This is a genomic window from Glutamicibacter sp. NPDC088483, from assembly GCF_044753145.1.
Classification (GTDB): domain Bacteria; phylum Actinomycetota; class Actinomycetes; order Actinomycetales; family Micrococcaceae; genus Glutamicibacter.
This window is the reverse complement of the sequence record NZ_JBIVMP010000001.1, coordinates 392,428-410,637: the sequence shown is the minus strand read 5'-3', so window position 1 is coordinate 410,637 and position 18,210 is coordinate 392,428. Positions and strand designations below refer to the sequence as shown.

The 18,210-nt window shown below is 61.8% G+C and carries 20 protein-coding genes; 7 read left to right on the top strand and 13 right to left on the bottom strand.

The annotated features are described in order from the left end of the window. Window positions 1–88: 88 nt before the first annotated feature. The 4 genes from ACIP6G_RS01925 to ACIP6G_RS01910 form a co-directional block, all read right to left on the bottom strand. Window positions 89–1,000, bottom strand: a complete 912-nt coding sequence (locus tag ACIP6G_RS01925) for an amino acid ABC transporter permease (RefSeq protein ID WP_105657533.1) — start codon at window positions 998–1,000, stop codon at window positions 89–91. Beyond that, complete coding sequence (locus ACIP6G_RS01920) at window positions 997–1,674, bottom strand: amino acid ABC transporter permease (protein ID WP_105657532.1); 678 nt, start codon at window positions 1,672–1,674, stop codon at window positions 997–999. The genes ACIP6G_RS01925 and ACIP6G_RS01920 overlap by 4 nt, the downstream gene beginning before the upstream one ends. A 139-nt stretch (window positions 1,675–1,813) precedes the next feature. After that, on the bottom strand, window positions 1,814–2,644 hold the full coding sequence (locus tag ACIP6G_RS01915) for a glutamate ABC transporter substrate-binding protein (RefSeq protein ID WP_105657531.1): 831 nt from the start codon (window positions 2,642–2,644) through the stop codon (window positions 1,814–1,816). Between the two features lie 31 nt (window positions 2,645–2,675). Then, window positions 2,676–3,407 (bottom strand): amino acid ABC transporter ATP-binding protein, encoded by a 732-nt coding sequence (locus ACIP6G_RS01910; protein ID WP_181148852.1) that lies wholly within the window; start codon window positions 3,405–3,407, stop codon window positions 2,676–2,678. A 177-nt stretch (window positions 3,408–3,584) separates the two neighbouring features. Between ACIP6G_RS01910 and ACIP6G_RS01905 the strand changes: the two genes are divergently transcribed. From ACIP6G_RS01905 to ACIP6G_RS01895, 3 genes are all read left to right on the top strand, one after another. Beyond that, window positions 3,585–4,370, top strand: a complete 786-nt coding sequence (locus tag ACIP6G_RS01905) for a TIGR00730 family Rossman fold protein (protein ID WP_105657529.1) — start codon at window positions 3,585–3,587, stop codon at window positions 4,368–4,370. Between the two features lie 3 nt (window positions 4,371–4,373). Next, window positions 4,374–4,718 (top strand): DivIVA domain-containing protein, encoded by a 345-nt coding sequence (locus ACIP6G_RS01900; RefSeq protein WP_400288361.1) that lies wholly within the window; start codon window positions 4,374–4,376, stop codon window positions 4,716–4,718. 123 nt (window positions 4,719–4,841) lie between these two features. Next, the gene (locus ACIP6G_RS01895; protein ID WP_013349509.1) at window positions 4,842–5,009 is read left to right on the top strand and encodes a DUF3117 domain-containing protein; all 168 of its coding nucleotides are present in this window, start codon (window positions 4,842–4,844) and stop codon (window positions 5,007–5,009) included. Window positions 5,010–5,105: 96 nt separating this feature from the next. On the opposite strand, the gene ACIP6G_RS01890 is transcribed toward ACIP6G_RS01895, so the two are convergent. Further along, window positions 5,106–5,771, bottom strand: coding sequence for an O-methyltransferase (locus tag ACIP6G_RS01890; protein ID WP_105657527.1), 666 nt, complete (start codon window positions 5,769–5,771; stop codon window positions 5,106–5,108). A gap of 138 nt (window positions 5,772–5,909) precedes the next feature. On the opposite strand from ACIP6G_RS01890, the gene sigE reads away from it, so the two are divergent. Together sigE and ACIP6G_RS01880 are read left to right on the top strand one after the other, a co-directional pair. Then, window positions 5,910–6,527, top strand: a complete 618-nt coding sequence (gene sigE, locus ACIP6G_RS01885; RefSeq protein ID WP_105657526.1) for an RNA polymerase sigma factor SigE — start codon at window positions 5,910–5,912, stop codon at window positions 6,525–6,527. Between the two features lie 77 nt (window positions 6,528–6,604). Further along, the gene (locus tag ACIP6G_RS01880; RefSeq protein ID WP_133833695.1) at window positions 6,605–7,009 is read left to right on the top strand and encodes a sec-independent translocase; all 405 of its coding nucleotides are present in this window, start codon (window positions 6,605–6,607) and stop codon (window positions 7,007–7,009) included. Between the two features lie 12 nt (window positions 7,010–7,021). Here the strand turns inward: ACIP6G_RS01880 and ACIP6G_RS01875 are convergent, their stop codons facing one another. Genes ACIP6G_RS01875 through ACIP6G_RS01865 form a run of 3 tightly spaced genes read right to left on the bottom strand, consistent with a single transcriptional unit; the run spans window position 7,022 to window position 10,030 of the window. After that, window positions 7,022–8,125 (bottom strand): Mrp/NBP35 family ATP-binding protein, encoded by a 1,104-nt coding sequence (locus tag ACIP6G_RS01875; RefSeq protein ID WP_105661514.1) that lies wholly within the window; start codon window positions 8,123–8,125, stop codon window positions 7,022–7,024. A gap of 3 nt (window positions 8,126–8,128) precedes the next feature. After that, window positions 8,129–8,737 (bottom strand): DUF1003 domain-containing protein, encoded by a 609-nt coding sequence (locus tag ACIP6G_RS01870; protein WP_105657523.1) that lies wholly within the window; start codon window positions 8,735–8,737, stop codon window positions 8,129–8,131. Window positions 8,738–8,779: 42 nt separating this feature from the next. Beyond that, complete coding sequence (locus ACIP6G_RS01865) at window positions 8,780–10,030, bottom strand: magnesium transporter MgtE N-terminal domain-containing protein (RefSeq protein ID WP_105657522.1); 1,251 nt, start codon at window positions 10,028–10,030, stop codon at window positions 8,780–8,782. Window positions 10,031–10,162: 132 nt separating this feature from the next. On the opposite strand from ACIP6G_RS01865, the gene ACIP6G_RS01860 reads away from it, so the two are divergent. Next, entirely contained in the window at window positions 10,163–11,020 is an 858-nt protein-coding gene (locus ACIP6G_RS01860) for a general stress protein (protein ID WP_400288358.1), read from the top strand. A gap of 86 nt (window positions 11,021–11,106) precedes the next feature. On the opposite strand, the gene ACIP6G_RS01855 is transcribed toward ACIP6G_RS01860, so the two are convergent. Continuing rightward, entirely contained in the window at window positions 11,107–12,654 is a 1,548-nt protein-coding gene (locus tag ACIP6G_RS01855) for an aminopeptidase P family protein (RefSeq protein WP_332498433.1), read from the bottom strand. 65 nt (window positions 12,655–12,719) lie between these two features. Here ACIP6G_RS01855 and ACIP6G_RS01850 point away from each other — a divergent pair, with 65 nt between their 5' ends. Continuing rightward, the gene (locus tag ACIP6G_RS01850; RefSeq protein WP_400288356.1) at window positions 12,720–13,565 is read left to right on the top strand and encodes a PHP domain-containing protein; all 846 of its coding nucleotides are present in this window, start codon (window positions 12,720–12,722) and stop codon (window positions 13,563–13,565) included. On the opposite strand, the gene ACIP6G_RS01845 is transcribed toward ACIP6G_RS01850, so the two are convergent. The 4 genes from ACIP6G_RS01845 to ACIP6G_RS01830 form a co-directional block, all read right to left on the bottom strand. After that, window positions 13,550–14,434 carry a DNA-methyltransferase gene (locus ACIP6G_RS01845; RefSeq protein ID WP_400288752.1) on the bottom strand — a complete coding sequence of 295 codons (885 nt, stop codon included), beginning with the start codon at window positions 14,432–14,434 and terminating at the stop codon, window positions 13,550–13,552. The two genes, ACIP6G_RS01850 and ACIP6G_RS01845, sit on opposite strands and share 16 nt — an antisense overlap. A gap of 78 nt (window positions 14,435–14,512) precedes the next feature. Then, window positions 14,513–16,138: a DEAD/DEAH box helicase gene (locus ACIP6G_RS01840; protein WP_105657519.1), complete on the bottom strand. Its 1,626-nt coding sequence runs from the start codon at window positions 16,136–16,138 to the stop codon at window positions 14,513–14,515. A 264-nt stretch (window positions 16,139–16,402) separates the two neighbouring features. Then, window positions 16,403–17,848, bottom strand: coding sequence for an RNB domain-containing ribonuclease (locus ACIP6G_RS01835; protein WP_332594819.1), 1,446 nt, complete (start codon window positions 17,846–17,848; stop codon window positions 16,403–16,405). A 121-nt stretch (window positions 17,849–17,969) separates the two neighbouring features. Then, window positions 17,970–18,191: a DUF3107 domain-containing protein gene (locus tag ACIP6G_RS01830; protein ID WP_105657517.1), complete on the bottom strand. Its 222-nt coding sequence runs from the start codon at window positions 18,189–18,191 to the stop codon at window positions 17,970–17,972. Window positions 18,192–18,210: the final 19 nt, after the last annotated feature.

Sequence of the window (18,210 nt, the reverse complement as noted above, 5' to 3'; positions counted from 1 at the left end):
GCAGAGGCTGGGATGATCAGCCTTTGAAGAGACAAAAAATCTCCGTACCGCGTGAATCATGCGGTACGGAGATTTTTTGTTTCAGCTGCTAGGCCTTGGGATCGGAAGGATCCTGTGGCGCTGGCACGTCGAGGCCGGCTGGGGCGCCGACTATAGCTGCGGCCGGGCCGGCCGGGGTATTCTTCTCCTTCTTCACCCGGCTGCTCAGCCGGCGCGAGACAATCACGGCAATCTTGCTCAAGGTGAAGTTGATGATGATGAAGATGGCTGCCGCCACAATCAGCGCCTGCAGGACGTTGCCGTTAGGCGAGGAGTAGGTGCGGGCGAAGAACAGCAACTCGTTGAAGCTGATGATGTAGCCCAAAGCCGAGTCCTTCAAGATCACAACGAACTGGCCGATCAACGCCGGCAGCATGGCGACCAGCGCCTGCGGAATCTCGATGTGGCGCAGCGACATGCCACGGGTCAGGCCGATCGCTATGCCTGCCTCGCGCTGTCCCTTGGGCAGATTGTGCACGCCGGAACGGACCAGCTCCGCAACGACCGAGCCGTTGTAGAAGATCAGCGCGGCGACCACGGCCCACATCGCCGTATCACCTGACAGCTGCAGGGAACGGGAGAAGAAGACGTTGAAGAACACGATCATCAGCAGCACTGGTACCGCGCGGAAGAATTCGACAATCACGGTGGAGATTCCGTTGATCAGCTTATTCTGCGCCAAGCGGCCGACACCGAAGATCAGGCCGAAGATCACCGAGCCGATGATGCCCAGGACTGCTGCCTTGGTGGTGTTCCACAAGCCCGGAAGCAGGTAGTTCTTCCAGGTGCTGCCTTCGATGAAGTCATCCCATTGCGAAGGCTGCATCTGGTCCTTGGCGGCCAGGCCGAGGACGATCCACGCCACGATGCCCAAGGCAATCAAGGCGCCGACTATGTTTACCGCCAAGATGCGGCGGCGGGCCTTTGGCCCGGGAGTATCAAAAAGAATCGACGCGCTCATCGTGCCACCGCCAGTTTCTTAGAAGCCCAAGTAGTCAACAGGCCCACCGGAATGACGATGATCACGAAGCCCACTGCGAAGGTCAAGAAGATCGGGATCACGATATCTGCGCGGAACTCAATCATGGTCTTCATGACCGAGGAGGATTCCGTGGCAACCGAACCGACCGCTGCGACGGTGGAGTTCTTGATCAAGGCGATCAAGGTGTTGCCCAAGGGGACAATCGCGCCGCGGAAGGCCTGCGGCAGAATCACCAAGCGCGCTGCGGGCAAGAAGCTCAGGCCGATGGCACGAGCAGCTTCTGCCTGTCCCAGGGGAACCGTGTTCACGCCCGAGCGGATCGCTTCGCACACGAACGCCGCGTGGTAAACCGCAAGGCCAAGGACGGCGAGGCGGAAGAAGTTTCCCTGGAAATCGCTGCTGAGCACGAATCCGAGCTGGCCGTAGAGGGCCAGCACGCAGAACAGGATGATGATGGTCAGCGGGGTATTGCGAATCAGGTTAACGTAGCTGGTGCCCAGAGCCTGGAAGCTCCCCACGGGGGAGATGCGCAGCAAGGCCAAGATGGTGCCCAGCACGAGGGCGCCAATGGCAGCCCAGAAAGTTAGTTGGATATTGACCCAGAAAGCTCCGGGAATGTCGTACTCAGTGAATATGGATAAGTAATTCTCCACTGCAAGCCTCTGTCTCGATGGCCGGAAAACCGGCCAAGCGGCTATGGGTCCGGTACCTGCATTAGCTGGTACCTGGGAAACGCAGATTGCAGATGGGGGCCAAACACGCTGCGTTTGGCCCCCATCGCATCAGATGCTGCTAGGCGCAGGAATCCGAAAGGGTTGGCGGGTTGGTTTCAGCGTTCGGCTTGTAACCGGTGCCTTCGGTGTTCTTGTCCAGGGCCTTCTGCCACTCGCCGGACTCGATCATCTTGGTGATTGCCGCATTGATGTCGCCGCACTTGTCGGTGCCATCAGGCAGGCCCACGCCGTAGTTCTCTTCGGTGAATGGCGCGCCGACAACCTTGAACTTGCCCTTGTAGGCAGGCTGCGCAGCCAGGCCGGCAAGGATGATGTCATCGGTGGTAACCGCGTCAATGGTGCCGCCACTCATCTGGGTGGTGCACTCTGCATAGCCCGGAAGTTCCTGCAGGTTGGTGTTCTGGGCGTAGTTGTCCTTGACCTTCTGGGCCGAGGTGGAACCGGTGACCGAGCACAGGTTCTTGCCATCGAGGTCTTCTGGGCCGGCGATATCCGAGTCGGATGGAACCAGCAGGTCCTGGCCGGCGACAAAGTATGGACCAGCGAAGTCGACAACCTTGTTGCGCTCATCGGTGATCGAGTAGGTTGCGAAGATCATGTCAACCTGGTTGTTCTGCAGCATGGTCTCGCGGTTGGCCGACGGTGCCGAAATGAATTCGATCTTGTCCTCGGTGTAGCCCAGTTCGCTGGCTACGTACTTGGCGACGTCAACGTCGAAACCGGTGTAGTTATCGCCGTCCTTGAAGCCGAGTCCCGGCTGGTCGTACTTGATGCCGATGCGGATCTTGTCGCCGTCGGCTTCGCTGTCGCCGGAGCCGCCACATGAAGTCAGGGCCAGGGCTGCGACGGCGGCCATTGCGGCTACAGTGCCGAAACGAGTCTTGCGCATTGTTCCTCCTATTGGATGCGTGATGATGAAATTAGTGGTTGGTGATCAACTTGCCAAGGAAATCCTTGGCACGGTCGGATTTGGGATTGGTGAAGAATTCCTCAGGAGTGGCCTGCTCGACGATCTGGCCGTCGGCCATGAAGATCACGCGGTCCGCCGCCTTGCGGGCGAAGCCCATCTCGTGGGTGACCACGAGCATGGTCATGCCTTCCTTGGCAAGACCCACCATGGTGTCCAGGACCTCGTTGATCATTTCCGGGTCCAGGGCACTGGTTGGCTCGTCGAAAAGCATCACCTTCGGCTTCATGGCCAGTGCGCGGGCGATCGCCACACGCTGCTGCTGGCCGCCAGAAAGCTGTGCGGGCAGTTTGCCGGCCTGATTGGCCACGCCCACACGCTCCAGCAGCTGCATCGCCAATTTCTTGGCCTCATCCTTCTTCATGCCCTTGACCTTCATCGGACCGAGGGTCACGTTCTCCAAGATCGACTTGTGGGCAAAGAGGTTGAAGGACTGGAAGACCATGCCGACATCGGCCCGGAGATTGGCCAGTGCCTTGCCCTCTTCGGGAAGGGTCTTGCCATCAATCTTGATGGTGCCTTCGTCGATGGTTTCCAGTCGGTTGATGGCGCGGCACAGCGTGGACTTGCCCGAGCCCGACGGGCCGAGGATCACAACGACCTCGCCCTTGGTCACTTCGAGATTGATGCCGTTGAGCACATGCAGCGCACCGTAGTGCTTATTGACCCCAGTCAGCTGGACGATAGGGCCTTCAGAAGAAGCTTGAGCCTGATGATCGCTTTTCATGTTGTAGACATTACTTGATGTGACGGCGACTACGCGACCCGTCGACCATGTCACACCTAGTTGTTATCAAACTGTTCTCCAATCCGCGGTAGGTCACATCCGAAGATGCGCAGGAGTAACCGATAGAGTGAAGCTATGGTTCATCAGCGTAAGAGTGAAGAAAATGCCCGGGTCGGGCAAAAGCGCCACATCGAAGCGAGCTGGCCAGGAAAGCAACCGGAAGATCAGCTTGACCACCATCTTCTGGAAAGCCCGCAGGTCGATGTCACGCATAGCGACGTGTGGCGCGTGTTGCGAATCCAATCGGAATTCGTCTCTGGCTTTGGAAATATGGCCGGCACCGGTCCTGCCATCGCGGTTTTCGGTTCCGCGCGCACGGATCCAGGCAGCCCGTACTATGCGATGGCCCAGCGTGTCGGCAGCCGCTTGGCCGAGGAAGGCATCACTACCATCACCGGTGGCGGCCCCGGCGCCATGGAAGCGGCCAACAAGGGAGCTGCTGACAAGGACGGCGTTTCCGTAGGCCTGGGCATTGAGCTGCCTTTTGAAACCGGACTGAATGCCTGGGTCAACAAGGGCCTGAACTTCCGCTACTTCTTCGTGCGCAAGACGATGTTCGTGAAGTACTCGCAGGGCTTCATTGTGCTCCCCGGGGGTTTTGGCACCCTGGACGAACTGTTCGAAGCGTTGACCTTGGTCCAGACCAAGAAGATCACCAGCTTCCCGATTGTGCTTGTGGGCACCGAATACTGGGGCGGCTTGGTGGACTGGATGACCAAGACGCTCGTTGCTGAAGGCACCATTTCCCCCGGTGATCTGGACTTGTTCACTATCACCGATGATCCTGATGAAGCGGTGGATCTGGTGCTGCGTGCGCATGAAGAAAACCTGAAGGTCGGCGACCTGGCGAAGGGGCAGTAGGCGATGCCGTTGCTCCTTGTTGCCATCGCAGTATTGCTGGTGGGTGCTGTTGCGCTGCTGCTGTCCAGCCAGCGGAAGAATGTACCGGCAGGTCGCCACTTCGAATCCACTGGGGAGCCCATCACGGGATTGGTAGAGCACCAGGCTTCGTTGCCGCCGGTGCTGCTGGCCAAGAATCCGCGCGCTGAAGATGTGGAGAAAGTTCGCTTCTCCTTGGGCTTGCGCGGTTACCGCTGCGACCAGGTGGATGAGGTGCTCGATGTCCTCGCGGCAGAAATTACCGAGCTGGAGAATACGGTTCGTGACCTTGAGTCACGGCGTGTGATTAGCGACACGGGCGAAAATTAGTAATAATAAAAGATAAGTGTCCCAACTCAGCAGGGAATCCTTGCTGAGGATGGACTAGGCATTCGGTTGTATGCACGGCAAGCGCCAGTGCATGCGTTAGCCACAGACGAAGGGAACAGCTTAATGGCTGCTATGAAGCCACGCACCGGTGATGGACCAATGGAAGTCGCTAAGGAAGGCCGCAGCCTCATCTTGCGCCTGCCAATCGACGGAGGCGGACGACTGGTAGTCGAGTTGAACAACGACGAGGCAACCGAATTGCGTGAGTGCCTGCTCAAGGTAACTGAGTAAGCTTGCCCAAGTTCTAGCTTTGGCCGCACGGGTTGCTGGTGCGGCAATCGAGGACCGACAGAAATGTCGGTCCTTTGTCTTTCCCGAAATCAGCGGCTAGAGGCGGGTCGCGGCCTTGGCAGGAAGGACAGTGGCCACAAACAGGCCCTGCTCGGTAGGGAACAGGTGGGTCTGCAAGCGCGGGTCCTCGCGCAGCATGCGCAGCGCATCTCGGGTCGTGACGGTGGAGGGGCGGCGAACCGCGGGTTTGGCCAGGCGGTGCTCGTCATAGGCGTTGTTCACTATGATCACCCCGCCGGTTCCGACCAGCCGCTTGGCCTCGGCCACGTACTCGAGCAGCAGCTCAGCGCCGGCGTCGATGAGTACCAGGTCGTAGGCGTGGTCGGCCAAGCGCGAGAGCACGTTCTCTGCGCGCTCATTGATAATGCGGGCGCGGGCGGTGGGGATGCCTGAATCGCGCAGGCCCTGGCGCATCGCGTTGGCGTGCTCCAGATCCGATTCAATCGCGGTCAACGTCATGGCGTTGCCCATGACCTCGAGCATCGCCAGCGATGCGACACCCACACCGGATCCGATCTCCACGATATTGCGCGGCTGGCGCAGGGTGCAGAGCATCTGCAGCATCGAGCGGCCGGCCTGATCGATGCAGCGCACGCCCAGGTCTTCCGCACGTTCGCGAACCGGGGCGACATGCTCTGGTTCGTTGACGTGGTTCTGGGTGTAGGTCCAGCTCGCGAAGAGTTCTGGATTCATCGATGGCATCGGCGGAGGTCCTCAAGGGTTGAATTGGCGGGGCCAGTTCCCATCGTACCTACGTCGTTACCTGAAGTTGTTGAACTTGGAGGTTCTCGCGCAGGGTATTCTTAGCTTCAGCTCAGCTTCCCATTTCATACTTGGAGTGTGAACAATGCACGAAGTGAAACAGTTTCTTCTACGGTGACTGCCGAAACCACGACTCCGACATGGGATCAGATGGTCCAAGAACATGGGCAACGGGTCTTCCGTTTGTCCTACCGTTTGACTGGTAACCGCCAAGATGCCGAGGACCTCTCGCAGGAGGCATTCGTTCGCGCATTCAAAGCCTTGGAAAATTACACCCCCGGAACCATGGGCGGGTGGCTGCACCGCATTACCACCAACCTGTTCCTGGACCAGGCTCGGCGCAAGAGCAAGATCCGCTTCGACCGTTTCGCCGAGGGATCCGAAGACCGGATGCCCGGTACCGCGGTAACCCCGGAACGCTATTTCGAATTCAACAACTTGGATGTCGACGTGCAAGAAGCCCTGCGTGCGTTGTCGCCGGAGTTCCGTGCCGCTATTGTCCTGTGCGATATGGAAGGCTTCTCCTACGAGGAAGTCTCACGCATCCTGGATGTCAAGCTCGGGACCGTGCGTTCTCGCATCCACCGTGGCCGCGCCATGCTTCGTGATGCGCTCGCTCACCGCAATCCAGCCAACCGCCCTGCAAAGACCATGTCGTTGCCGCGCATCCCGCGAGGCTTGCGCGCCGCCAGCTAACCCCGTTCATCGCGTGTTCACCGTTGGCGTGGCGCGGTGACTTCGTCAGTGGCACTGTAACAAGGTAATCTTCTTACGTGGATCTTTTTGGTATTAATGGTGGCGAGTTTATCGTTCTCGCCGTGCTGGCGGTCGTTATTCTGGGCCCCGAAAAGCTTCCTGAGTACGCCAAAAAGCTAGCGAACCTGGTCAAGGAAGTGCGGCGCATGGCCAATGGCGCCAAGGAGCAGCTGCGCGAGGAAGTAGGCGACGAGGTTGCCGACATCGACTGGAAGAAGCTGGACCCGCGCCAGTATGATCCACGTCGAATCATCAAGGAGGCGCTTGTCGATGAATTCGACGACGCCGTGAATGCCGCAAAGGGTTCTCCAGCCAAGACCGTGGCCCCAGCACCGGTGCGCACCGCGGTCCCTTCGGCTACCGCGCAGCAGCTGCAGCTGGGCGCCAACGAACCGGCACCCTTCGACTCAGAAGCCACCTAGGCCCAGAAGTCCTCAGAAAGACATCGGCAGCGATCGCCCGGCAAGCCCGCGCGGTCGCTGTTCCAATTTCCCGGCCAATTCACGCATCGCTGCCGCGGCCGGTGCCCCCGGGGTGCTGAGCACTACCGGCTGGCCCTGATCCGAACCCACGCGTACGGACTCTTCCAGCGGAATCTGGGCCAGCATCCCAACAGGGTAGCCCAGCTGCTGGCTCAGCGATTCGCTGAGCTTGGCACCGCCACCGGAACCGAAGACCTCCATGCGCGACCCGTCGGGCAGCTGCAGGAAGCTCATGTTCTCAACCACCCCGATCACCTTCTGATGGGTCTGCAAGGCGATGGTGCCGGCGCGTTCGGCAACCTCGGTAGCCGTGGACTGCGGAGTCGTGACCACCAGCAGCTCGCTATTGGGCAGCAGCTGGGACACGGAGATGGCCATGTCCCCGGTGCCTGGCGGCAGGTCCAGCAACAAGTAGTCCAGGTCCCCGAAGTAGACATCCGAGAGGAACTGCTCCAGGGCCCGGTGCAGCATCGGGCCGCGCCAGATCACCGGCTGGTTGGAATCCAGGAACATGCCAATGGAAATGACCTTCACTCCGTGCGCCACCGGCGGCAGGATCATGTCATCAACCCGGGTGGGGTTCTGCGAAATACCCATCAGCGAGGGAATGGAGAAACCATGGACATCGGCGTCGATCAGGCCGACCTTCAAGCCCTGGGAGGCTAGCTGGCAGGCCAGATTCGCGGTAATCGACGACTTGCCCACGCCGCCCTTGCCGCTGGCCACAGCGATCACCCGGGTCAGGGAAGCAGGATCGGAGAACGGGGTGCGGCGGCTGGCCAGTGACTCGCGCAGCTCCGCGCGCTGCTGCGGATCCATGACGCCCAGGCTCACCTCAACGCGCTGCACCGCTGCTACGGTCAGCAGGGCCGCGGTGGCCTCTTCCTCGATGGTGGAGCGCATCGGGCAACCGGCGATGGTCAGCAAGATCTTGACCTTGGCGGTGCCATCGGCCAGGACAGCTGATTCCACCATGCCCAATTCGGTGATCGGCCGGCGAAGCTCCGGGTCGTTGACCTTTGCGAGGGCGGCTAGGAGTTCTGGGGTGGTGCTCAATGCTTATTTGCTCTTCCGGTGCTGGCCCTGCTGGGGCTTGACGGTTTCGATCATCCCGGTTTGCGGGTGCGAATTCTTATTGCCGCCCTTTTTCTTCGCGCGCAGGTGCAGCTCTTCGCCATCAGAGGTTTCCAGCAGCTCTTCAAGCACATTGCGCAGTTCGGAACGCACGTAGTCGCGGGTGGCAACATCGCGCAGTGCCAAGCGCAGGGAAGCCAGCTCGCGGGTCAGGTACTCGGTGTCGTACAGATTGCGTTCAGCACGGGCGCGGTCCTCGGTCAGCGAGACGCGGTCGCGGTCATCCTGGCGGTTCTGCGCCAGCAGGAGCAACGGAGCGGCGTAGGAGGCCTGCAAGGAGAGCATCAAGGTCAGCGCGGTGAAGCCGATGGTGGCATCGTCAAAACGCCAATTGATCGGGGCGACCGAGTTCCAGATCAGCCAGAAGGCGCAGAACACCGTCATGTACAGCAGGAAGGTCGGGGTGCCCATGAAGCGAGCGAACTTCTCCGTGGCCGAACCAAAGAGGTCAGGGTTCGGGGAGAACCGGGGCCAGAAGCGTTGTCGTGCTGCAAGCGGGGTATCCAGGCCGTTACTCTTGCGCTGCTCAGCCATAGCTGGAACTCCTTTGCTGCTGATGGGTGGGTGGGGCGTTGGCTAGTCTTGGGAACGCCAGTCATCCGGGAGGATGTGGTCCAGCACGTCATCCACGGTGATGGCCCCTACAAGCCGGCCTTCCTTGTTGGTCACGCCTACGCTGGTGAGGTTGTAGGTGGCCAAATGGCGAACCACTTCGGTGATATTGGCCAGATCCGACATGGGCTCCAGCTCCGTATCAAGGATATCGCCCAGCGGCTCCGGGGGAGCGGCACGCAGCAGCGCCTGGATGTGGACTTGGCCCAGGTAGCGTCCCGTGGGCGTCTCCAGCGGCGGGCGCACCACATATACGGTCGAAGCAAGCGCCGGGCTCAATTCCTCCAGGCGCACCGAGGCCAGGGCTTCAGCGACCGTGGATTCAGGGGTGAGAATCACCGGAACCGGGGTCATGATCGACCCGGCGGTACCTTCCGGGTAGGCGAGCAAGCGGCGGACATCCTTGGCCTCTTCCTCGTTCATCAGATCCAGCAGCTGGTGCTTGGTCTCTTCGCTGACTTCAGCCAGAAGGTCGGCCGCGTCATCCGGGTCCATTTCCTCAAGCACGTCCGCGGCACGTTCCAGGCCCAGGGCGGAAAGGATCTCCACCTGCTCGCGGTCCGGAAGTTCCTGGAGCACGTCGGCCAGGCGCTCATCTTGCAGATGGGCCGCGATTTCCAGGCGGCGCTTCTCATTCATTTCATGCAGGGCGTCAGCAAAGTCGGCAGGCTTCATCTCATCGTGGGCGGCCACGAAGGTGTCAGCGGACTGCGGTTCATTCTTCGAACCGTGGCTGACCTCGTCCCAGGAGACCAGCACCTTGTTGCGGCGGCGCGAACGCAGTCCCAGCAAATTGGCCGTCGGTTCTCCACGCTGGACATAGTATTCGTTGATTTCCCAGTCCCCGCGACGGGTCTGCGCCAAACCGATGTCCTCGATGACACCGCGACCGGAACCATCAACGAAGGTGATGGTGCGGTCGAACATTTCGGCGACAACCAGAATTTCCTGGCCGCGCTGCTGGAAGCGGCGCATGTTCACCAGGCCGTTGCAGATCACCTGGTTGGCTTCCATGGACTGGATGCGGGTCATCGGAACGAACACCCGCCGTTTGCCGGGGACCTCGACGACCAAGCCCACGCAGGCGGCGGGTTTCTTGGGGCCGCGGGAGACCACCACGACATCGCGCAAGCGGCCTAAGCGGTCGCCCAAGGGGTCAAAGACATCAAGCCCGAGCAGCCGGGCGACGAAGATTTTAGACACTTGTGCGCTCACCCTCCTAGACTATCGCGTTTCAGCCCCGTTCCCGGTGTGCAAAGCCACAGGGCCAGTGCTGTTTCTTTCACCCTCAGCGATAGTTGCTTCACAACTAGGCAGGCTCACAGTAAACCTGTGCACAATATAGATATGACCTCGCCTCATGGAGTAAATTCGATTAGCACCAGCGGCCTGCCGCGCGGAGAACTGCTTGGACGTTACACCAGCTATCTCGACGCGCAGAAGCTCGTGGATTACCTGGCCGATAATGATTTCCCGGTCGCCGCGGTAAGCATCGTCGGCAATGACGTACGCACCGTGGAGCGAGTCACCGCGAAACTTTCCTACCCGCGCGTGGCGCTGGCTGGCGCGGCCCAGGGCGGCATGATGGGCCTGTTTGTCGGCCTCCTCCTGACCCTTTTCGGCGGTGGCGGCAACGGGCTGTACCAGATTCTCTCCGCCATCGGCCTGGGCATGGCTATTTGGATGATCGCCGGCGTGATCAGCTATTCGACGCGTCGCGGCAAGCGCGATTTCGCGTCCTCCAGCCAGTTCGTTGCCACCAGCTTTGACGTGGTGGTGGATTTCGAGCATGCGCAGTCGGCCCGCACGCTGGCCTCCAAGCTGCCCATGCGTCCGCAGCAGGCACCTGCGCAACCAGTTGCCCAGGCCCCGCAGCAGCAGCCTTCCGCAGCTGCCGCGCCGTCGGCCCAGGCAGCCGCCGCAGTGCCGGCCACGCCTGCGCAGCCGGCCGCCGAGGAAGAGCGCAGCTCGCAATTCCCCGACCTGCCAGATGGGCGTCCCCGCTATGGCGTGCGCGTCAACGAGGCCAAGACAGCTGCGCCAGTCGCGCCGGTCGAGCAGCCAGCCAAGGACGAAGCGCAAGCACCGGCCGCCGAGGCCAAGGACACGCAGGACCTGTCGCAGGTAGAGCCGCGAGTGGATACTTCGCAGCAGCCGCAGGCCCCGGTCCAGGAACCAGCGCCTCGCAAGGATCCTGAAGCATAGGGACCAGCTAGGCCAAAGAAAGGCATGGGCGCAGTTACCTCGGTAACTGCGCCCATGCCTTTCGCTGGTTAACGCTGCGGGACGAATTAGCCGCGCAACTTAGCCATCCACGCTTCAACTTCCTCAGGCTTGCGTGGCAGGGCAACGCTCAAGTTCTCGGCGCCATCGGCGGTGACCAGGATGTCATCCTCGATGCGCACGCCCAGGCCGCGGTACTCCTCGGGGATCGCCAGATCCTCGTCCTTGAAGTAGAGTCCGGGCTCGATGGTGAAGACCATGCCCTCCTCCAGCTCGGCATCCAGGTACAGCTCGGCGCGTGCCTGGGCGCAGTCGTGCACGTCCAGACCGAGATGGTGGCTGGTGCCATGCGGCATCCAGCGGCGGTGATGCTGCCCCTCCGGATCCATGGCTTCTTCCACAGATACCGGCAAGATGCCCCACTCGGAGAGCCGCTCAGCCAAAACGCGGGTAGCCACCAGATGCAGGTCGCGGAACTTCAGGCCCGGCTTGGCCGCAGCGAAGGCGGCATCGGCGGCATCCAGCACGGCCTGGTAGACCTTGCGCTGCACCTCGGTGTACTTGCCGGACACCGGCAGCGAGCGGGTGATGTCTGCGGTGTACAGGGATTCGGCCTCGACACCTGCATCCAGCAGCAGCACCTCGCCCTGCTTGACGGTTCCGGTGTTGCGGATCCAGTGCAAGATGGTGGCGTTGTTGCCCGAAGCGGCGATGGTGTCGTAGCCCAGCTCGTTGCCTTCAAGCCGGGCGCGGGCGAAGAACGCGCCTTCGACAACGCGTTCGCCGCGTTCGTGCGCGACGGCCTTGTCCAGGTTGCGCACCACGTCTTCGAAGCCGTTGATGGTCGCGGCAACCGACTTGCGCAGTTCGGCGATTTCGTACGCGTCCTTGACCAGGCGAAGCTCGGAAACGAACTCGGCCAGCTCGGTATCCAGGGCATCGCTGGCTTCCAGGTCCTGGCCGGTGTTGATGCGCGAGGTATCCACCAGCGCCTCGATGTTCAGATCCACCTCGCGCACCAGACGGATGCGGATGCCGCCCAGGGCCTGCGGGCCGGAATTCTTGGTGATCGCGATTTCCAGCTGTTCCAACGAATCGGTGGGCATCCCGGTGCGCGCCGACAGCGAGGACAGGGTTGGGCGCGGGCCCACCCAGAATTCGCCGGAACGCGAATTCAAATAGAAATCGGTGGTGTCGCGGCCGGCCATCGGCGCGAAATACAGGGTGGAAACGTGGTTGGAGCCGTGCTCGCCCACGCCGTCATCGGTCGGTTCCATGACCAGTACGGCATCGGGCTCGTGGTCGACGCCCAGGCCGGTCAGGTGGGCGAACGCAGAATGAGGGCGGAAACGGTAGTCCGTGTCGTTGGAGCGGACCTTGAGCGGGCCTGCCGGAATGACGATGCGCTCACCGGGGAAATTCTCCGAGAGCTTGGCACGGCGAGCGGCTGCGTAGCTGGCAGCGGCATCTTGTTCTGGCAGATCAGAAGTGTCTTGCGCCCACGAGGAGGCCATGAAGTCCTGGAATGCCTTGGACGTTGGACGCTGGGAACGGTTGTTCACGCGGTCTTCCAACGGCTGATCAGTGCTTGGTGCAGATGAATCTTGATTGGTCATGTTCCAAGTGTGTCACCACCAGCTGTATCCCAGCAAAGAATCAGCGCAGGGGATAACCTAGGCATATGCGAATCGACCTGCACACCCACTCCAATGTGTCCGACGGAACTGAAACTCCGGCCGAGCTCATGCGCGCCGCTTCGGTTGCGGGCCTGGATGTCGTGGCGTTGACTGATCATGACCAGACCACCGGTTGGGCCGAAGCCGCGGCGCAAGCCGGGAAGCTGGGACTGGGATTCATACCGGGCATGGAAATCACCTGCCAGGATACCCACGGCATCAGCGTGCATCTGCTCAGCTACCTGCATGACCCCACCTACCAGCCGCTGCTCGATGAGCTGGATATTGCGCTGAACTCGCGGATCGTTCGTGCCCGCCGCATTGTCGACCTGCTGGCCGAGGACTATCCGATCAGCTGGGATCTGGTGGGGGAGCATTGCCTGCCGGGTTCAACCGTGGGCCGCCCGCATATTGCCGATGCGCTGGTGACCGCGGGGGTGGTGGATAACCGCAATGAAGCGTTCGCCAACATCCTCTCCTCGCGTTCGCGCTACTACGTTTCGCATCCAGCGGTGAATCCTGCCACTGCGGTGCAATTGGTGCGGGAAGCCGGTGGCGTTCCGGTGTTCGCGCATCCCAAGGCCTCTGCACGCGGACGGGTAGTTCCCGATTCCACCTTCTACGAGATGATCGATGCCGGGCTAGCGGGGGTCGAAGTGCACCACCGGGACAACACCGCCGAGGGAAAGGCCTGGTTGCTCAAGCTGGCCGCCGATCGCGATCTGATTGTCACCGGATCTTCCGACTACCACGGCACCGGAAAGCTGAACCGGCTCGGCGAGAATCTCACCGAGCCGGAAATGCTGCATAGGATTATTGCCCAGGGGACCGGAACTCAGGCCTCGATATAGCTGGTGCTTCCAGGCAAACGATCCTTCATCACCTCGATGGCCTCGGGGTTCTGGTCAATCAGCACATACTGGCGTCCCAGCTTCGCGGACACTGCACCGGTGGTGCCTGAGCCGGCAAAGAAGTCCAGCACCCAATCGCCGGGGCGCGACGACGCGGCCACAATCCGGCGCAGCACGCCTTCGGGCTTCTGCGTCGGGTAGCCGGTCTTTTCCTTGCCAGTAGGAGAGACGATGGTGTGCCACCAGACATCGGTCGGCAACTTGCCCAGGGCGCGCTTCTCCGGGGTGACCAGGCCGGGAGCCATATACGGCTCGCGGTCCACCTCAGCCGAATCGAAGTGGTACTTCTTCGGATCCTTCACGTAGACCAGGATGGTGTCGTGCTTGGCCGGCCAGCGGCTCTTGGCGCGGGCACCATAGTCGTAGGCCCAGATCAGTTCGTTCAGGAAGCAGTCCCGGCCGAAAATCCTATCGAGCAGCACCTTCACGTAGTGCACCTCGCGGTAGTCGAGGTGCACATAGAGCGTGCCGTCCTCGGCCAGCAGGCGGTGGGCCTCGCGTAGCCGCGGCTCGATGAAGCTGAGGTAGTCGTCGAAGGTATCGTGATACGAACGGGCGATCCCCAGCTCGGTGTTGTACTCGCGTCCCTTGAATCCGGTGCGGTCGCCTTCGCCTTCGGCAGCGCGAACCATGGTGCGCTGGGCACGGGTCTGCTTGCGCCCGGTGTTGAACGGCGGGTCCACATAGATCAAGGTGAAGCTTTGATCGGGCAGGGTGCCAAGGATGGAGAGGTTATCACCGTGATACACGGTATTACCCGAGGCTGGAACGACGGACGCCGGGGCATCCTGCGTTCCAGCGTCGGGCAAAGCTGGTTCTTCGGGTAGAGCGAGCACCGCTGGTGTGGGTTCCTTTCGGAAAAGTTGGCTGACCGGTTGGACTGGGGATTAGTCCTGGCCGCCTGCTTCGGTGCTGCGGGTGCGACGGCGCGGACGGCGTCGGCGGGCAGCGGATGCGCCCTCGGTCGCCTCCTGCTCCCCGCCGGAAGCATGGGTTTCGCGGTGGCGCTCGTTTTCGCGTGCCGGACGGTCCTGTTTGCCCTTGGAGTGGCCGTGGCGTGCGCCCTCCTGTTCGGCGCCGGAGTCCTGCGCACCGCGCTGCTGGGTCTGCTCGCCGTTCACGGTGCGGGTGCGGGTACGCGAATTGCTGCGGCGGCGCGGGGTGCGCGCCGAATCCTCGCGGCGTGGCGAGCCATCGCCCTCAGCTGCCGCGGTCTTCTTGGCACGCTGCAAGCGGCCCTTGGTGCCCTTGGGGATTCCCAAGTCGGCGAAGAAATGCGGCGAGGACGAGTAGGTCTCTACCGGCTCGGGAACGTTCAGGCCCAGCGCCTTGTTGATCAGCGACCAGCGGGGCACCGAATCCCAATCCACGAAGGTGACCGCAATACCGGTGTTGCCGGCACGACCGGTACGGCCTACGCGGTGCAGATAGGTGTTCTCATCATCCGGGCACTGCAGGTTGACCACGTGGGTGACGTCATCCACGTCGATGCCGCGGGCCGCGACATCGGTAGCTACCAGGATGTCGACCTTGCCGGCGCGGAAGGCCTTCAAGGCCTGCTCGCGGGCGCCCTGGCCCAGATCGCCGTGCAGCGAACCGGCGTTGAAGCCGCGGTCCACCAGCTCATCGGACAGCTTGGCAGCCGAGCGCTTGGTCTGGGTGAAGATGATGGTTTTGCCGCGGCCTTCTGCCTGCAGCAGGCGGGCCACCATCTCGTCCTTGTCCATGTTGTGCGCGCGGTAGACCAGCTGGCGGATGTTGCGCTTGGTCAGCGAGTCATCATCGCCGGGATCCTGGGCGCGGATGTGGGTGGGACGGGTCATGTAGCGGCGGGCCATGGTGATCACGGCGCCGGGCATGGTGGCGGAGAACAGCATAGCCTGGCGTACCGGCGGCAAGGCGGCCAGAATGCGCTCGACATCGGGCAGGAAGCCCAGGTCCAGCATCTCGTCGGCCTCGTCCAGTACCACGGTGCGAACCTGCTTGAGGTTCAGCACGCGCTGGCGGTTCAGGTCGATCAAGCGGCCCGGGGTGCCGACAATCACGTCGGTGCCGGCCTTCAGGGCATTGATCTGCTCTTCGTAGGGGCGGCCGCCGTAGATGGTGGTGATCGAGATGTTCGAGTGCTTCGATGCCTGGGCCAGGTCGGCGCCGACCTGGATGGCCAGCTCGCGGGTCGGGGCCACGATCAGTGCCTGCGGGGCACCGGGGAATTCAAGATCCCCGTAGCCCTTGTCGCCTTCGCGGATCACGCGCTGCAGGGCAGGGATGCCAAAGCCCAGGGTCTTGCCGGTGCCGGTCTTGGCCTGGCCGATGATGTCGTTGCCGCCCAGGGCAACTGGCAGGGTCAGGGCCTGGATGGGGAACGGGTACTCGATCCCGGCTTCCGAAAGCGAAGCAACGATGTCTTCGCGAACCTTCAAATCGGCAAAGCTCTGCTTGATCGGCTCTGCGATGGTTGGCTCATTGTCTTGTGGTTCGGCCACTGGGGCCGAAAGCGTCGTGTCAGTCACGATGTCTTTGTTCTCGTTTCATGTGGGCACGGTACCTGCTCCATTCCGGCTTGCAACAAGCCAGGAGCATGCGGATACCGCACGAATCCAGCGGAGCCGATCGCTACTTTCACGTTAGGTGGCTTGGTCAAGCACCTGCGGGATGGCGGCCGCTGGGAAGTCGCCATAAAACTGTTTCATCTATCAGCCCATTGCGATCGGGCATCCTATTTACTAATAGGCCAAGCATAGCCGGTTTTGCCCGGAAACCCGGGTTTAGGAGTCTCAGGCCACGATTTCAAAGCTGATCTTGCGGGCCGCGGGATCAGCCTGGACCAGCTTTACGCGCACCAAGGTGCCCGGCTGGGCGGAACCGGAAAACTCTCCGGTGACCGGTTCATCGGCCAGCTGCAGCACTCCGGGACGAATCTTTCCATCTTCCTTTTGCTCGGCTGACTTCAGCACGATGGCCTGGAATTCTTCCCCGACACGTGTTTTGAGCACATAGGCTTCGAGCAGGTCGACGGCCGCATTGTTCACTCGGTTGGCGGCAATGCTGCTGGTACGCATCAGCCCGGGCAGCTCTTCCAGGGCCGAGGCGAGCTGCTCGGGGATCGGCTGGCCGGTGGAAAGCAGGTGGCAGGTGAGCAGCACGAAGCGGTCCACGAGCCGACGCAGCGGCGCGGTGGTGTGCGCGTAGGGTGCCGCCAGTGCCGCTTGGATCAGTTCCTCTTCGGGCTGCCCGGCTATGACCCGGTAGTCCGCACCGCGGAACAGCGCGGCGGCACGATGCATGATCACCAGTTGCTTCGGGTCGCTGACATCCAATGCATGCAGGTACTGCCCATAGCTTTGCGTTGCGTCCCACGGCGTGCCCAGCAACTGGGTCTGGGTGCGGAATTCCTGCTGGTCCGCTTCATCCGGTGCGGGCATGGTGCGCAGGATGCCCACACCGGCCTCGAGCATGATGCGGGCTGCGGCTATGCCGGTGAGCAGGGAAATCTGCGCGTTGTGCCCTTCCAGGGGCAGCGGGGTGCGGCTGACCAGCTTGTAGCCGTCGCCTGCTTCTTCAATTTCCTGGTCCGGCAGGTTCAATGAGGCGCCGCCGCGCAGTTGCTCCTGCAGCAGGCGCGCAGCACCGATTTCGGCGAGCAATTCCAGCTGCTCATCGGGTTCCCCCGAATCCAGCCGGGCCTGGGCGGAGGCGTAGTCGAGCTGGGCGCGGGAACGGATGCGCGCGCGGTTCAGCTGGACCTCGCCCAGGGCGCCATCGGCATCCAGGGAAATTTTCCAGTGGAAGGCCGGCCGGTCCTGGTCTGGCAGCAGCGAGCCCTGGTCTTCGGAAATCAGGGGCGGGTGCAAGGTGATCTTGCGGTGCGGCAGGTAATAGGTCTGACCGCGTTGGCGGGCCACCTGGTCCAGCTGGCTGCCCAAGGTCACGAACGCGGGAACGTCCGCGATCGCATAGTGCACGGTATAGCCCTGGCCGTTTCGTTCAAGGAACATCGCCTGGTCGAGATCGGTGGCGCCGAGCGGGTCAATGGTGAAGAACGGGATGCCGGTGGCGTCTTCTTCGGGGTGCTGGACCTGGGCTACCGCCAGTTCCGCGGCTTTCAGGGTTTGCTCGTCGAAGGGTGCCGGTACCTCGAACTCTGCTTCAAGGCCGAGCAGTAGCTGGGCCAGCGAGTTGGCGGGAACCGGGCGGGGGCTGCGGATTCTTCGTTCAGTCACCCCTTAGCAATACCATGACTCGGTGAGTCAAATCACCATTTGGGCGAAGAAATAGCCGGTTTCGCTTCTAAGCGAAACCGGCCACCAGCTGCCGAAGCGATGCCTCGGCGCGCAACAAGCTCTACTGTGCGAAGCCGACGCGGCGGACTTCTTCCGGGCCAACCTCAACGTAAGCGATGCCAGCAGCAGGCACCAGGACCTCGCGGCCCTTTGGATCCTTCAGTGCCAGAACGGTGCCGTCGGCGATCGCCTTCGAGACCAGCTCATTGACTTCGGCGTTGCTGAGCTCGGATTCAAGTACAACTTCGCGGGCTACATTCTGAATGCCAATGCGGATTTCCATGATTGTCGCAGATCCTCTC

Coding starts and splice junctions, on each gene's coding strand:
- ACIP6G_RS01830 (WP_105657517.1), bottom strand. CDS start 18,191: ATGGAAATCCGCATTGGCATTCAGAATGTAGCCCGCGAAGTTGTACTT.
- ACIP6G_RS01905 (WP_105657529.1), top strand. CDS start 3,585: ATGGTTCATCAGCGTAAGAGTGAAGAAAATGCCCGGGTCGGGCAAAAG.
- ACIP6G_RS01855 (WP_332498433.1), bottom strand. CDS start 12,654: ATGACCAATCAAGATTCATCTGCACCAAGCACTGATCAGCCGTTGGAA.
- ACIP6G_RS01850 (WP_400288356.1), top strand. CDS start 12,720: ATGCGAATCGACCTGCACACCCACTCCAATGTGTCCGACGGAACTGAA.
- ACIP6G_RS01895 (WP_013349509.1), top strand. CDS start 4,842: ATGGCTGCTATGAAGCCACGCACCGGTGATGGACCAATGGAAGTCGCT.
- ACIP6G_RS01870 (WP_105657523.1), bottom strand. CDS start 8,737: ATGGCTGAGCAGCGCAAGAGTAACGGCCTGGATACCCCGCTTGCAGCA.
- ACIP6G_RS01925 (WP_105657533.1), bottom strand. CDS start 1,000: ATGAGCGCGTCGATTCTTTTTGATACTCCCGGGCCAAAGGCCCGCCGC.
- ACIP6G_RS01900 (WP_400288361.1), top strand. CDS start 4,374: ATGCCGTTGCTCCTTGTTGCCATCGCAGTATTGCTGGTGGGTGCTGTT.
- ACIP6G_RS01860 (WP_400288358.1), top strand. CDS start 10,163: ATGACCTCGCCTCATGGAGTAAATTCGATTAGCACCAGCGGCCTGCCG.
- ACIP6G_RS01915 (WP_105657531.1), bottom strand. CDS start 2,644: ATGCGCAAGACTCGTTTCGGCACTGTAGCCGCAATGGCCGCCGTCGCA.
- ACIP6G_RS01890 (WP_105657527.1), bottom strand. CDS start 5,771: ATGCCATCGATGAATCCAGAACTCTTCGCGAGCTGGACCTACACCCAG.